The organism is Bacillus sp. FSL E2-8900 (genome assembly GCF_037966225.1).
Taxonomy (GTDB): Bacteria; Bacillota; Bacilli; order Bacillales; family Bacillaceae_G; genus Bacillus_A; species Bacillus_A cereus.
On record NZ_CP150193.1, the window covers coordinates 496,992 to 512,500 of the forward strand.

The following is a 15,509-nucleotide window of genomic DNA, read 5'->3' on the forward strand; positions in this document are numbered from 1 at the left end:
GAGAAGTGTTTTCTTTTTGCGTGGATCGTTGTAATGAAAAGAAAGCGAACGACATAACTTCTAATAAGTCAACAAATGTAGTCAAAGGAGAAGGAAGTTAACAATTAGAATTATGTAATTAGGAATAATAACTGATGAATAAGTCCAAAAGGGGGTAAGTAATGAACGATTTTGATAAGTTGGTAGGGGAGCAATTAGAAACGATGGATGAATTGTTAAAGTTACAAGCACATCTAGAGAAGTATCAACAAATTGAAATGAATGAAAAAGATACGTGCGATAAAAAAGAACTGCATTTTATCCGCCAGGAAATATATAGAACAGAAGTAGCGTTGAAGATGTTACATGAGAAATTTGAAGAACAAACGAATAGTGTAATTCAATCTTTTGCAACTGAAAAAATGATTTCAAATTTAGGATAAGATATATTGTTATCTTTAGGTGAAAAGTCCTTCTTTGTATGGAAATAAAGAAGGGCTTTTTCTATTACATGTCCTCGCTTATAAATAATATAGTACAATCCTTTTATCTCCTAAGAAGCGGTGGGGCATAGTATTCAACGATAAACCTCCTGCATATTCAGTTTGAAAAATAGAGTCTTATCCCTTTAGTTTTAAAATTTCGACAAAAAAGTTATAATAGAAAAAAAGTGAATGCCGTTCAAAGGGCATTTGCAGTTGAAAGAAGGGAGCATATATGGGATTTCCCAAAGAAGGAGAAAAAGTACAAATACATAGTTATAAACATAATGGCTCCATTCATAGAATGTGGGAAGAAACAACAATTTTAAAAGGGACACAGAGTCTTGTAATCGGAGCGAATGATCGTACAGTAGTTACAGAATCGGATGGCCGAACATGGATTACTCGTGAACCAGCAATTTGTTATTTTCATGCCAACTATTGGTTTAATGTGATTGGGATGCTTAGGGAAGATGGCGTATATTATTATTGTAATTTAAGCTCACCTTTTGCGTATGATCCTGAAGCATTAAAGTATATTGATTATGATTTAGATATTAAAGTATATCCAGATATGACATATACGCTTCTAGATGAAGATGAGTATGAAAAACATAGTGAAATTATGCAGTATCCACCTGTTATTGATACAATTTTAAAACGAAATGTAGCACATTTAACACAGTGGATTCATCAAAGAAAAGGTCCATTTGCATCAGATTTCGTAGATATGTGGTATGAACGATATTTAATGTACAGAAATTAAAACAAACCTGCAGGGGGCTTCCCGGCAGGTTTGTCCTATTAGAGGGGGGATTATGTGCAAGGCATAAAAAGATATTTACAATTTGTTAAACCATATCGATGGCTTATTGCTATTACAATTATTATTGGACTAGTTAAGTTCGGTATCCCACTTATTATGCCGTGGTTATTAAAGTATATTATCGATGATGTAATTCAAGGCGCTGGCTCACTTCAAGATAAAACATCTCAATTAATAACAGCGATTGGAATTGCTTTCTTTATTTTTGCGGTATTAAGACCACCGATTGAATATTATCGTCAATATTTCGCCCAACGTATCGCAAATACAATACTGTATGATTTGCGGAAGCATATTTTCGGTCACTTACAAAAGTTAAGTTTACGTTATTACTCCAATACAAAAACAGGGGAGATTATTTCGCGTGTCATCCATGATGTAGAACAAACGAAAGATTTTGTAATTACTGGTTTGATGAACGTCTGGTTAGATACTGCAACAATTGCTATTGCTATCATTGTTATGTTTTCTATGAATATAAAATTAACATTTGTTGCGTTATTGATTTTACCTATTTATGTAATTGCAGTGAAATATTTTTTCGGACGTCTTCGGAAATTGACGAAAGAGCGTTCACAAGCGTTAGCGACGATGCAAGGGTATTTGCATGAACGTATTCAAGGAATGCAAGTGACACGTAGCTTTGCGTTAGAAGAGTATGAGGGGAAGCAGTTTGAAAAAAGAAATAATGAATTTTTAACGAAAGCATTAACCCATACAAGTTGGACGGCAAGAACATTTTCGGCAGTAAACACGTTAACCGATTTAGGTCCGTTACTTGTGATTGGTTTTGCAGCATATGAAGTAATTCAAGGGCAGTTAACGCTAGGAACGATGGTAGCTTTTGTTGGATATATGGATAGTTTATATAGTCCGCTTCGCCGCCTTGTTAATTCATCTACAACATTAACACAATCTTTTGCATCGATGGACCGTGTGTTTGAACTGTTAGATGAAAAATACGATATTGTTAATGTACCAAATGCGGTACAAACGAAAAAATTAAATGGAGAAATTGTATTTGACAATGTTTCTTTTCGTTATAATGCAGATGAAAAAGAGATATTACACAACTTGTCATTAACTATGCAACCTGGAGAGAAAGTAGCGCTTGTAGGAGCGAGTGGGGGAGGAAAGTCATCTCTTGCTAGTTTGATCCCGCGTTTCTATGATGTTTCTGAAGGCACGGTTTATGTAGATGGCATAGATGTAAGAAAGTATAATATGAGAAATTTGCGTAGTCATATTGGAATTGTACTGCAAGATAATTTATTGTTTAGCGATACAATTGGAGCTAATATTTTATATGGAAATCCGAAGGCTACAGAGAAAGAGGTGATTGCAGCTGCTAAAGCTGCGCAAATTCATGATTTTATTATAGACTTACCAGATGGTTATAATACTGTCGTTGGAGAACGTGGTGTGAAGCTATCGGGCGGGCAAAGACAACGCGTGGCAATTGCACGAGTGTTTCTAAAGAATCCTTCGGTACTTATATTAGATGAAGCAACTTCAGCATTAGATTTAGAAAATGAAAGGTATATTCAAGAGGCGCTTCAGACGTTAGCTGCTGACCGGACAACGATTATAATTGCACATCGATTAGCGACGATTACGCATGTTGATACGATTATTTACATTGAAGACGGTGAGATTAAAGAGACTGGTTCTCATGAAGAGTTAATGCGAAAAAGAGGATTTTATTACAATTTATATCAACTTCAACATATAACAGAAACAGCTCCTTTAGCATAAAAGGAGCTGTTTTTTATTCGTCTTCTTTTTTATCATCGATTTGGAGTTCTTTTTCTGGTTTATGGTATGTGTAGAAGCTATCTACAAGCAAATCTAAATGCTCTACTTCTTCACTATAGTTAATGATGGAAGAAATAAGAGGGAAGAGATGTAACCATGTTTTATATGCTTCTTCATCGTCTTTATTTTGATATTCCATAAAGATATCAATTAATTCTTGTTTACCTGTTTCAACTTCATCAAGCATTTCAACTGATTGTTGTTTTTTTGCTTTACCAATAAATTTTAATAAAACTTGTTCATGATAATGTGTTAATGAGTCAAGTTCGTTTTGGATAGATTCCTGAAATTCTTCCGGCATATAGCGCAGTTCATTTTCAGTACGGTGTAATGATTTTAACGTACTTAAAGCACGGCTTGTTGTCGCTAACATTTGTCTGAATAAAACGAGCTTACGAATTTTTGCGAACTTTACTTTTTTCGTGTAGCTTCTTTCTTCTTTATACAGCAAATAGTAATGGTTTAGTTTGATCATTTTTTCTTTCATACGATCAATATCAGTTTTTAGCGTTGTAAAATCAGAAGCCTGCCTGCTATTCATTCGAATCCATTTTACAATTTCTTCTGTATTATCAACGATACGATGATAAAGTTTTGTTTCATATTTTGGCGGCATAAATACTAAATTTACAAGTGAAGCCGCAATAATACCAATCATAATCGTCGCAAATCGAAGTAAGGCAAAACTAAAGAAATCTTCGCCTTGATACTCCATAATGGCGATAACTGTTACTAAAGCAATTGATATTGTGTTTTCTAATCGTAATTGTAATGTAAGAGCAATTACTAATATACATGTTAATCCAATAATAAAAGGATTATGTCCAAAAGCAGTAGCAAATGCGATAGCAAATATCGCACCAATTACATTTGCTTGAATTTGTTCAAGTGCTGTTAAATAAGAACGGTATACAGACGGTTGGACAGCAAAGATAGCTGAAATTCCCGCAAATACCGGACTCGGTAATTGAAGTAAAATACAAGCAAATAAAGCTAACGTGATGGCAATACCCGTTTTTAAAATGCGAGCACCAAGTTTCATACCCTTAATAAGATCCTTTCTCTTGTCATAATGAATGTACAACATGATACTATACATTCATTACAATATGTTAGCAAGTGATATTTTAGTGACGTTAAAAGAAATTAGTGTTCATTTTATCCCGCTAATTGTGAGTAGTAAGATTCACGCCTCAAAATTCAGAAGCTGGATGCCGGTAAACGTCCGATTGGTGTAGGCTAATTAAAGTTTCACTTTATAATTTTTCCTAATTCCTTTTAAACATCAGTTTTTAGTAAAAAAACCTGCTGAATTTCAGCAGGTCTCAAATTGTTACTATAGATTACTATGAGAAGCGTACTTCGTCAATTTTTTCTTAATAATGAAAATTACTCATTTTACTCTGTTGAGATAGATGGATCTGCCTGTTCTTTTTTCGGGATAATCTCAAAAAACTTGTTCTGTATATCATCTAATAATGGTGTTAACAAAGCAACTTCCTCATATTGCTCGTGCTCGTTTAGTACACGAATATAGTCTAGCAATAATTCAGTTACATCTTTCAAACCATTTTTACTAATTGGTTGTAATGTAACATTTGCGCCTTTTGCGATTCTTCTTTTTAAGGCCTGTTCTGTTAAGCCTAAGTTTGAATCACGGCGCAAATAAACAACACCGCCAGTCATGCCAGCGCAAATCCATGGACCAGGGTCACCTAAAACAAGCGCTCGCCCATTTGTCATATATTCAAAAGCAAAACCTTTAATATTGGAGTATGCACCTATATTTCCTTGCTCTTTTTCACGGAGTGGTTTTGTTATTCTACCTCCAATTATCATGTCTGCCCCAGAAAGGCGAATGCCAGCGCGAGCATCAGCGTTCCCTTGCACGTATAGTGCCCCTTTTTGTGCACCATATCCAAATCCTTTTCCGACAGAACCGTTATAATATACTCCGTCTTTTCCTTTTGATTTCGTTATATAAATCCCACCACCAAAGGAAGTTTTACCAATGCCATCTTGTGCGCCGCCATTTACGTGTATAAATAAATTTTCACTATTGTAAGCACCTAACCCATTTCCGGGAATAGAACCATTCGTATACTTTAATGTAAGTGGTTCAAGTTGAGTAGCTTCATATAGTTTACTGCGAACGCGATAACATGATTCTAGACCACCCATAACGCGTTGCTCTACACCAACGCCTACCAATTCTTTTGAGTCAGCGGAATGAACTGTCTTAAATTGTTTTTCCGGTACGCCTTCTGTTGTTGTAACAGATGGATGTTCTATTATTTGTAGTAAATTACGTAAGTTTAATAAATTTTCGCCTCGAACTTGCTCTAATAAATCAGAACGTCCAACAATTGCTTGTAAATTTGTATAACCAAGCTGTCCTGTTAATCGTTTTAGTTCTACACCGAAAGAGGTGAATAAATTTAGCAGGCCAGCAACTGCGCTTTCTAATTCGCGTGGGACGAAGCGGCGTAACCCATGTTCTTTTGCTTGTGCTTCAGACTCGATTTGTGTCGCAATTCCAACATGGCAAGTATCTAGATGGCACCCACGGCAAGTAGTACAGCCGATTGCAATCATTGATAGTGTGCCAAATCCAATACGGTTTGCTCCGAGGAGCATGATTTTCAAGGCATCATTTACACTTCGAATACCACCATCTGCCCAAATCTCTACTTTATGTCTCATGCTTGCTTCTAATAAAGCGTTGTGAGCGGCTTTAACACCAATTTCTACAGGGAGACCTACATGCTGCAATGCGTGAATACGTGCAGCGCCTGTTCCGCCATCGAATCCGCTAATGTTAATAAAATCAGCGCCAGCTTTGGCGATACCGACAGCAATTGTTCCGATATTAGGAACAACAGGGACTTTCACGGCTACTTTGGCAAGTTGATTAGCTGTTTTAATTTCTGTAATCATTTGAGCTAAATCTTCAATTGAATAAATATCATGGTTATTAGAAGGTGAAATTAAATCTGAGCCGATTGTCGCATTACGTGCTTCAGCGATTTTGGCTGTCACTTTTGAACCAGGTAAATGCCCACCTTCCCCAGGCTTTGCGCCTTGACCGATTTTGATTTCAATTAAGTTTGATGAGTTTAGTAGTTCGGCATTTACTCCAAATCGCCCAGATGCCACTTGTTGTCCACGTGTATGTGGATATTTTCCAATCATATCTTTAATTTCGCCGCCTTCACCGTTCAAGCTAATCATATTTAGCTGATCGGCTGCTTCTGCATATGCGCGAAAGGCAATTTCGTTTTGAGAACCAAATGACATAGAACTAATAATAAATGGTAAATTATGATTTTTGATGCCGATAGATACTTCTTCAGTTGGAACGACATGTTTTGTTTGTTTCGTTTGAACAAGGTGTCTGATTGCAATTGGATTATTCTCTTCTAGTTCACTTAACTTGTCACGGTAATCATCATAAGAATTTCCTTTTGCAACATCGCCGATTGCTTTCCAAATTCGCGGGAATATATGAAATGATTTTCGCATTCTAATTTTAGGATTGTTATAATCCTCTGCTCGTATTTTTGCATCTTCAACAAGTGATTCAAGTGAAAAGGCTAAATCATTTGAACCGAAGAAATTTGTAATCTGTAATATATTTGCGATTTCTTCATGTAACCCAATAGATGAATAGAGACGTCCGTAACCACGTAACTCATGAATTCCAATTGTTGAAATGACTTTTTCTAATCCTTTATTAAGTGCATTATATAGATTCGTAATTGGTGTTTTTGTTCCATCATTTACAGTCGCGAATAATAAATATGGATTAATACCATCTGCTCCTAATCCATATAGCGTGACAATGTCATGTAAGGAGCGAAGAGCACCAGAACGTATAACGAGAGAACAATTGCGGCGTAATTTATTTTCACTTAATGCTTGATGTACTTTAGCAGTAACTAAATGTGGATCAATCCACAATCGTTCATTTAGATGGGCTTTTGCGTCATCTAATACTAGTAGGGAAGCGCCATTGTTAACAGCAGCTATCGCTTCAGAACTAATGCGGCTTAATGCGCATTGCAGAGTTTCTGACGAGCTGAATGTAGCAGAGATTGTGGCGATAGAGTTATGAGTCTTAAATAGCTCTATGAGTTGTTCGTACGTAATTGTGTGTAATTCCTCTGCAATAGGTTGTGCCACGCTGCCTTCTAAAATAATTGGTGAAAGCATTTCAACTACAAATGGCCGTTTTGCGCCGCTTAATAAACTTGGACGCTCTCCAAGTACAGTACGTGTAGAGAAGTGTTCAATTTCACGGTCACGATCAATTGCAGGGTTTGTAACAACAGCTACACTTTCTTTAATAAAGTCAGCGATATTTCGTCTATCAGTATCGAGTGCGGCAAGTGGTGAGTCATGCCCAAGTGAGCGTATTGGCTCAACGCCTTTTGTTGCCATCTGTTCAAGAAGTTGAATATGTTCTCGGTCCCATCCGAAAGCGACGTATTGTTTCGTTTCAACTTGAACAGAATCACATAGCCCTTGGATTTTTTTCGTTTCAGGGATAGATAAATTTAAATGGTAATTGGTAGTATCAATTCGCTTTTTAAAACGGTTATATACTTGGATTTGATATTTGTCATATTCATAAAGAACAAGTTCATCTTGTTCATTCCATTTTAATCCGACTTTTTCTCCAGGAGCGAGTGGTTTTGGTTCTGCTACATATTTAGTTGGTGATACAACTCCAGGTTCAGAAGAGAAAATATAAGAGCTCTCTGTCTCTACTTTCCATACTGGGCGTAATCCAAGGGAATCAACGCTGAAAACAGCTTCATCTTTAAAACGGGAAATGATGCCAGCTGGTCCTTGTGCAAAATGTCCCCATGCTTCACGTATATACGTATATAAATCTTGTAAAGGTGTTTCATAAAGTTTAATTTCATTAATAATTGGTGGGAATAGAATTTCCATTGCTTCAAATAAGCTGTAGCCGTATTGAACAAGTAGGGTTTCTAAGGTGCGGTTTAAATCTTGAGAGTCACTGCCTCCTGCAGTAAGTGGTACATCAATCATTTCAGCTTGATCGCGTAATTTCGCAATTGTGTTAATTTCACCATTATGTCCGAGAATGCTAAATGGTTGTACACGAAAAAAATTAGATAATGTATTAGTAGAGTAGCGGTTATGTCCTAATGTCATAGTTGAAGCGATAAGCGGATGTTGTAAATCATTATAGTAGGCAACAAGCGTATCACCAGCACCTAGAACTTTATATACAACATGATCATGACTTAATGAAGCAACATGAATTGCTTCGTTTTCCTCTATTTTTATTGTGACAGAAAATAATGTTTGCTCAATATTTGTAATTTCGTTTTCTGCGATAAGGGCAACTTGCCAAAATAAAGGTTCTTCTTGTTTACCAAGTGGACCGAGCGCATCTGAGTGTGTTGCATCATCACTTTCGAAAATGATTGCAAAGTTTTTGTTGTTTAATTGCGTACGAATATAATCTTTTAAGGCAGTAATGTTTTCTTTTTTATTTAGAAAAAAATGTCCAACGATAAAGTGGGGATGATCCACAATCGTTGGATTATATCCGCTACTTTTTAGTTTTTCATTCCAAAGCGTTTTTGGTATATCAATGTGAATGCCGATGCCATCGCCCTCGCCATTAATGAAACCAGCTCTATGATTCATTTTGACGAGTGATTGTATGCAAAGGTCAATGTTTTCTTTTGTAGCAATTTTTCGTTTCTCCATAACGGAAACGATTCCACACGCATCATGTTCTGCATTTCTATAATCTCGAAATAAAGACGGTGTCCATGTATTTTTTTTATTGAGCATCCGTCAATCCCCCCTCTTGTAAAAGTTAGAATAATCTTACTATTTAAGGTGCAAATCACCTTGTACACAGAGATAGTAATGCTGTAAAAGAATATAAAACAGATAATTATGAATAATTATACTATTAATGCGTGATTTATGAAATAGAAAAAAGGAAAAAAGAAAGGTGAGCTTTCTTTTTTCCTTTTAATGAAGGGATTATTTATTGTCTGCTAGGGCAGCAAATGCTCTGCCTACAGCTTCGATTGTATATTCAATATCTTCTTTTGTATGTTCTGTAGTTAAGAACCATGCCTCGTATTTAGAAGGTGCTAAGTTAACTCCTTCTTGAAGCATAAGCTTGAAGAATTTACCGAACATTTCACCGTCTGTATCTTGTGCGGCATCGTAATCTTCAATTGTATTAGTTGTGAAGTATACAGTTAAAGCCCCTTTTAGACGATTTAATGTAATGTCGATATTATGTTTCGCTGCTTGCTCTAAAATTCCTTTTTCAAGCATTGCACCAAGTTCATCTAATTTCTCATAAAGCCCTTCTTGTTGAAGTACTTCTAGACAAGCGATACCTGATGCCATAGAAGCAGGGTTTCCTGCCATTGTACCAGCTTGGTATGCAGGTCCAAGCGGAGCAACTTGTTCCATAATTTCTTTCTTACCACCGTAAGCACCGATTGGTAAGCCGCCGCCAATAACTTTACCAAGCGCTGTTAAGTCAGGTGTAACACCAAGTAAGTCTTGAGCACCGCCGTACATAAAGCGGAAAGCAGTAATAACTTCATCATAAATTACTAGTGCGCCAGCTTCGTGAACAAGTTCATTCACTTTTTCAAGGAATCCAGGTTTAGGCTCTACAATACCGAAGTTTCCAACGATCGGTTCTACAAGGATAGCTGCTACTTCATGACCCCATTTATCTAAAGCTTCTTTTAAAGTTTCTACATTGTTAAATGGAACGGTAATAACTTCTTGTGCGATACTTTGTGGTACGCCAGCTGAGTCAGGAGTTCCTAAAGTAGAAGGGCCAGATCCAGCTGCCACAAGTACTAAATCAGAATGACCGTGGTAACAACCAGCAAATTTCATGATTTTTGTGCGACCTGTATAAGCACGAGCAACACGAATCGTTGTCATCACTGCTTCTGTACCAGAGTTTACGAAACGGACTTTATCTAATGCAGGCATTGCTTCTTTTAACATTTTTGCGAATTTTACCTCTAGCGCTGTTGGTGTTCCATAAAGTACCCCATTTTCAGCAGCTGTTGTAATTGCTTTTGTTATATGCGGATGAGCATGTCCAGTAATAATAGGACCGTATGCTGCTAAATAATCGATATATTTATTTCCGTCTACATCCCAGAAATAAGCGCCTTTCCCACGTTCCATAGCAACAGGAGCGCCGCCGCCAACTGCTTTAAAAGAACGAGAAGGACTGTTAACACCGCCAACGATATGCTCTAAAGCTTCTTTATGTAATGCTTCTGACTTTGTGAAATTCACTACAATTCATCTCCTTACAAAAATCTATGTATTATTCTAACATGTTTTTCGAAAAGACGTATTGTTTGTGATAGCGAAGGCAGTTGGGTAAACTATTCGTTGTGACATTTAGGAGGGGGGTCCGATTATGAAATCGGTAATTGAGGTACAAGGGTTACGTAAAGAGTTTACAGCCTATTCAAGTCGTCCGGGCTTAAAGGGTGCATTTCGCGATTTATTAAATCGTAATTATAAAATAGTACCAGCAGTAAATGATGTATCTTTTACTGTGAAGCAAGGTGAAATGGTTGGTTATATCGGTGAGAACGGTGCTGGTAAATCAACAACAATTAAAATGCTTACGGGGATTTTAACTCCGACATCAGGGCAAATCACAGTAAATGGAATGAACCCACATAAACAAAGAGAAGAATTTGTAAGAACAATTGGTGTTGTTTTTGGACAGCGTTCGCAACTTTGGTGGGATATTGCAGTACAAGAATCGTTTCGTTTATTAAAGAAAGTGTATGGTGTATCAGACGCTCAGTATAAGGAGCATATGGAGCACGTAATTGAAACGTTAGATATAGGGCCCTTATTAGATAAACCAGTTCGAAAATTATCTCTTGGTCAAAGGATGCGTTGTGAATTAGCGGCAGCCTTAATTCATAATCCACCGTTATTATTTTTAGATGAGCCAACAATTGGGTTAGATGTACTTGTGAAATTGAAAATACGTGAATTTTTAAAAGAAATGAATGAACGTTATAAAACAACAATTTTATTAACAACACACGATATTACTGATATTGAAGCTTTATGTGAGCGCGTTATCATGCTGGATGAAGGAAATATTATGTATGACGGTTCTTTAAATAATCTTCGTACGCAGTGGGGAGCGGAGAAGGAAATTCACTTTCAGTTTGTTGCACCAGTTTCCTATCAGGCTTTATCAATGGTTATGCCAGATAATCATGTCGTTTGGTCGAAAGCAAAAGAGGAAAATGCATGGGTTGCAAAAATTCCGAATGAAGAAGTTATTATTTCAATGCTTATTTCTAAAGTAGTACAAGCCTTTCAAATTAAAGATTTAAAAATTAACGAAGTGTCTACAGAGGAAATTATTCGTAACATTTATGAAGAAGGTATTACGCATGGGTAAGTATATTGAAATGATTCGAATTCGCTTTTTAATGATGCTTGCGTATCGTACAAATTACTATAGCGGGATTTTAATTTATACGATTAATATCGGTGCTTACTATTTTTTATGGCAAGCAATTTATAGCGGAAAAGAGAATATTGAAAGTTTATCTATTTCGCAAATGACCACGTATATCGCAATCGCGTGGATGGCACGTGCCTTCTATTTTAATAATATAGATAGGGAAATTGCGATGGAGATTCAAGAAGGACGTGTGGCTGTAGAATTAATTCGTCCGTATAACTATTTGGGAATGAAAGTTATGCAAGGTCTTGGCGAGGGAATATTCCGTTTTGCCTTCTTTTCCATTCCAGGCATGGTTATCGTTACGTTATTATTTTCGTTGCAAATTACAACAAATTTTCAAACGTGGTTATATTTCTTCTTATCTTTAATATTTAGTTTTATTATTAATACACAAATTAATTTAATGACGGGAATGCTTACGTTTTTCCTATTTAATAATAGTGGGATTATGTATGCAAAACGCGTTGTTATTGATTTATTTTCAGGTCTATTATTACCAATTAGTTTTTATCCGCTATGGGCCCAAAAAGCAATGATGTTTTTACCGTTTCAGGCTATTAGTTATATTCCAAGTATGATTTTTTCTGAAGGTATAAAGGGGAGTAAGTTGTATGAGGCTTTAGTATTTCAAGTGATTTGGGCGATTGTACTTATTATTCCAATTGTACTCATGTGGAGAACGGCGAGAAAACGTCTAATTGTACAAGGGGGATGATGAGATGCTATATATAAACTTATTTTTACAATATGCAAGTCAATATATAAAAACAAAATTGGAGTATCGAGGCGATTTTATCGTTGGTTTACTTTCTGATTTATCGCTTCAAGCAGTTAATTTAATATTTATTCTCGTTGTATTTGGGCATACACAAGCATTGAAGGGATGGAGTCGAGAAGAAGTAATCTTTATTTATGGTTTCTTTTTAGTACCATTTGCCATCTTTTCAGCTTTCTTTAATATATGGGATTTTAATGATCGATACATTATTAAAGGGGAGATGGATCGTGTATTAACGCGGCCGATCCATAGCCTATTTCAAATTATATTAGAAAGAATGGAACTTGAATCTTTAATTGGAGCTATTACAGGGATTGTTGTAATGGGATATGCAGCTGTGGAGTTACAATTATCTTTTTACTGGTATGATTTCTTCTTATTTATATTGATGGTAGGAGGAGGAGCACTTGTATATGGAGGTATATTTGTTACGCTGGCGAGCCTTGGTTTTTGGTCGGATGCGAAAAGTTCAATTATGCCTCTTATGTATAACATAGGTAATTACGGGCGCTATCCTGTTAATATTTATAATCGTGTAATTCGTTTCATTTTAACGTTTGTTTTACCGTTTGCGTTTGTTGGAGTATATCCAGCGGCATACTTTTTAAGAAAAACAGAATGGAATAGTTATGCATTTGCGACGCCAATTGTTGGTGTTATCTGTTTTACGATTGCAATCACCCTCTGGAACCAAGGGGTAAAAAGGTATCGTGGCGCGGGTAATTAATTATAGAAGCTTGTTCGTTTCTAAGGGATAAATCAGTTCTCCACCTCATACATATAAAATGAGGTGGAGGACATGTTATGGGGATTTATTCTATTAATTGCAGCAATCGCTATTTTGAAAAGTGTCCAATTATTATGGAGTTCCTATTCGGATTCAACGCGTTTTTTTTCGCTCTATAATTTGGCCACATTATTTTTAATCTATACAACAGTACTAATCGCATTTGGATTAAGTTACGTTGTATTAGAGGAAATGGGTTTCGCAGTTTTGAAAGAGGACGGAGAAAGTTTGAACGCTCATTCTTTTCAACTCGTCGAAGTTTGTTTATATTTTAGCGCAGTTACTTTATTGTCTGTTGGATATGGTGACATATCTCCGATTGGAATTGGGCGATGGATTGCAATCGCAGAAGCGCTAATTGGATATACACTCCCTTTTGCTTTTGTGATGAGGTCTGTAATAGACAATGAAAAATAAGGAAGCATTTGTTATAGTAAAGGAAAAGAGTAGGAGTGATAACTATGATTACAGTAGGAGAAATGGCACCAGAATTCACATTAGAGGGAAGTAACGGAGAAGAAGTTCGCCTAGCTGATTTCCGCGGTAAAAATGTAGTTCTCTATTTTTATCCGAAAGATATGACGCCAGGGTGTACAACTGAAGCATGTGATTTTCGTGATGCGTATGGAGTATTTCAAGAGAAGGATACGGTTATTCTTGGAGTAAGTCCTGATTCAGCGAATAGACATTTGAAATTCATTGAGAAACATGAATTGCCATTTACACTTTTAGTAGATGAAGATCATAAAGTAGCAGAGTTATACGATGTTTGGAAGTTAAAAAAGAACTTTGGGAAAGAGTATATGGGAATCGAGCGTTCTACATTCCTTATTAATAAAGACGGTGAACTTGTAAAAGAGTGGCGTAAAGTGAAAGTGAAAGGACATATTGAGGATGTTCTTTCTTATATAAAATAAATCTACATTGGAGATAAAATATGCAGAAACAAGGCAAGTGTCTATACATATTTTACTGCCTTACATAAAGTGGAAGTGTAGGGCATACCTCCTCAGATGATAGTATTCCAAGTGCGATTATGTCGCACTTTTTTCTATGGAATATATGAAGAAAAAAGGGAAAGATACATAAAAACAAGTCCTGAATATAAAAATAAACTACATACTTATAGTAGAAATATTGACGATTTATAAGAAAAGGAGTACACTCTTTATAAGAATTATAAAATAATAATCCGTATAGAATCGGGGTGCATGACGGTGGTCAAAGAAGAATTAAAAGAAGCGCTAGAAATGCTGAAAAATACGGGTGTACGCATTACTCCACAGCGTCATGCTATTTTAGAGTACCTTGTGGAATCAATGACGCACCCAACAGCGGATGATATTTATAAAGCATTAGAAGGTAAGTTTCCAAATATGAGTGTTGCAACTGTCTATAATAACTTACGTGTGTTTAAAGAGGTTGGACTTGTAAAGGAATTAACTTATGGAGACGCTTCAAGTAGATTTGATTATGTTACAAGTCAACATTATCATGTGATTTGCGAAAAATGTGGTAAGATTGTTGATTTTCCTTATGGAGGCTTGGAAAAGCTGGAAGAGGAAGCTGCGAAAACGACAGGCTTCGTTATCAATAGTCATCGCTTAGAAATTTATGGCGTTTGTCCAGAGTGTCATAAGGCGTAATATATAATAAAGAAAGAGGCTGACGGCTATACGTCAGCCTCTTTCTTTATTATATAAGGATTAGCGTGAGGTTAATCGGGATTTACAGTGCTAAGTTAGTAAGAAGGGTTAGATAAAAGTTTGTCGAATTTACTTTGTATTGGTGGAAATGAATTCTTGGAGGGGACATTTTGAAGAAATATGAGATTAAAAATAACATTCCAACATTGGAAGAATATAAATATTTATGTGATTCTGTGGGATGGACTAACTATATGAACTTTGAGGTGGCGGAAATATCACTTCAAAATTCGATTTACTGTATAACAGTCAAGGATAATAATCAAATCATCGGCATGGGGAGAATTGTTGGTGATGGGGCTATCTATTTCTATATTCAAGATATAGTGGTTCATCCAGAGTATCAAAAGAATGGTATTGGAAAGAAAATAATGAATACTTTAGTAGAATACTTAAATGGGAATGCTCCAGATAAAGCATTCATTGGTTTGTTTGCGTCGCAAGGTAAAACATCATTCTACGAAAAATATGATTTTAAAGATTATTCGCCTAATATGACAGGGATGTTTGCTGTTATTTCGAAAAAATAGGTGTAATAAATTTAATAAAACAATTAAAAAGTTGATTTTTTAAGAAATCAACTTTTTAATGAGT

Annotated in this window: 13 protein-coding genes; 10 read left to right on the forward strand and 3 right to left on the reverse strand. The window is 36.0% G+C overall.

The features are described from left to right. Positions 1-161 precede the first annotated feature (161 nt). From NST90_RS02565 to NST90_RS02575, 3 genes are all read left to right on the forward strand, one after another. Positions 162-422: a YgaB family protein gene (locus NST90_RS02565; RefSeq protein WP_000997575.1), complete on the forward strand. Its 261-nt coding sequence runs from the start codon at positions 162-164 to the stop codon at positions 420-422. 274 nt (positions 423-696) lie between these two features. Beyond that, on the forward strand, positions 697-1,227 hold the full coding sequence (locus NST90_RS02570; RefSeq protein ID WP_046392332.1) for a DUF402 domain-containing protein: 531 nt from the start codon (positions 697-699) through the stop codon (positions 1,225-1,227). A 54-nt stretch (positions 1,228-1,281) separates the two neighbouring features. Next, positions 1,282-3,042, forward strand: a complete 1,761-nt coding sequence (locus tag NST90_RS02575; RefSeq protein ID WP_001161598.1) for an ABC transporter ATP-binding protein — start codon at positions 1,282-1,284, stop codon at positions 3,040-3,042. 13 nt (positions 3,043-3,055) lie between these two features. Here the strand turns inward: NST90_RS02575 and NST90_RS02580 are convergent, their stop codons facing one another. The 3 genes from NST90_RS02580 to hemL all read right to left on the reverse strand — a co-directional run bounded on the left by NST90_RS02580 (position 3,056) and on the right by hemL (position 10,434). Beyond that, complete coding sequence (locus NST90_RS02580) at positions 3,056-4,144, reverse strand: aromatic acid exporter family protein (RefSeq protein ID WP_000765787.1); 1,089 nt, start codon at positions 4,142-4,144, stop codon at positions 3,056-3,058. 356 nt (positions 4,145-4,500) lie between these two features. Beyond that, complete coding sequence (locus tag NST90_RS02585) at positions 4,501-8,937, reverse strand: glutamate synthase-related protein (RefSeq protein ID WP_046392333.1); 4,437 nt, start codon at positions 8,935-8,937, stop codon at positions 4,501-4,503. Between the two features lie 198 nt (positions 8,938-9,135). Beyond that, positions 9,136-10,434 (reverse strand): glutamate-1-semialdehyde-2,1-aminomutase, encoded by a 1,299-nt coding sequence (hemL, locus tag NST90_RS02590; RefSeq protein WP_001011863.1) that lies wholly within the window; start codon positions 10,432-10,434, stop codon positions 9,136-9,138. A 127-nt stretch (positions 10,435-10,561) separates the two neighbouring features. On the opposite strand from hemL, the gene NST90_RS02595 reads away from it, so the two are divergent. The 7 genes from NST90_RS02595 (at position 10,562) to NST90_RS02625 (ending at position 15,445) form a co-directional block, all read left to right on the forward strand. Continuing rightward, positions 10,562-11,575 (forward strand): ATP-binding cassette domain-containing protein, encoded by a 1,014-nt coding sequence (locus NST90_RS02595; protein WP_000843655.1) that lies wholly within the window; start codon positions 10,562-10,564, stop codon positions 11,573-11,575. Then, the gene (locus NST90_RS02600) at positions 11,568-12,359 is read left to right on the forward strand and encodes an ABC-2 family transporter protein (RefSeq protein WP_000521514.1); all 792 of its coding nucleotides are present in this window, start codon (positions 11,568-11,570) and stop codon (positions 12,357-12,359) included. Before NST90_RS02595 ends, NST90_RS02600 begins: the two co-directional genes overlap by 8 nt. 4 nt (positions 12,360-12,363) lie before the next feature. Then, entirely contained in the window at positions 12,364-13,149 is a 786-nt protein-coding gene (locus tag NST90_RS02605) for an ABC-2 family transporter protein (RefSeq protein WP_000965773.1), read from the forward strand. 72 nt (positions 13,150-13,221) lie between these two features. Continuing rightward, entirely contained in the window at positions 13,222-13,626 is a 405-nt protein-coding gene (locus tag NST90_RS02610) for a potassium channel family protein (RefSeq protein WP_000964343.1), read from the forward strand. Between the two features lie 44 nt (positions 13,627-13,670). Next, on the forward strand, positions 13,671-14,126 hold the full coding sequence (gene bcp / locus NST90_RS02615) for a thioredoxin-dependent thiol peroxidase (protein ID WP_000633710.1): 456 nt from the start codon (positions 13,671-13,673) through the stop codon (positions 14,124-14,126). A gap of 300 nt (positions 14,127-14,426) precedes the next feature. Then, the gene (gene perR / locus NST90_RS02620; RefSeq protein WP_000237829.1) at positions 14,427-14,855 is read left to right on the forward strand and encodes a peroxide-responsive transcriptional repressor PerR; all 429 of its coding nucleotides are present in this window, start codon (positions 14,427-14,429) and stop codon (positions 14,853-14,855) included. A gap of 170 nt (positions 14,856-15,025) precedes the next feature. Further along, the gene (locus NST90_RS02625) at positions 15,026-15,445 is read left to right on the forward strand and encodes a GNAT family N-acetyltransferase (protein WP_000759736.1); all 420 of its coding nucleotides are present in this window, start codon (positions 15,026-15,028) and stop codon (positions 15,443-15,445) included. The last annotated feature ends 64 nt before the right edge of the window (positions 15,446-15,509 follow it).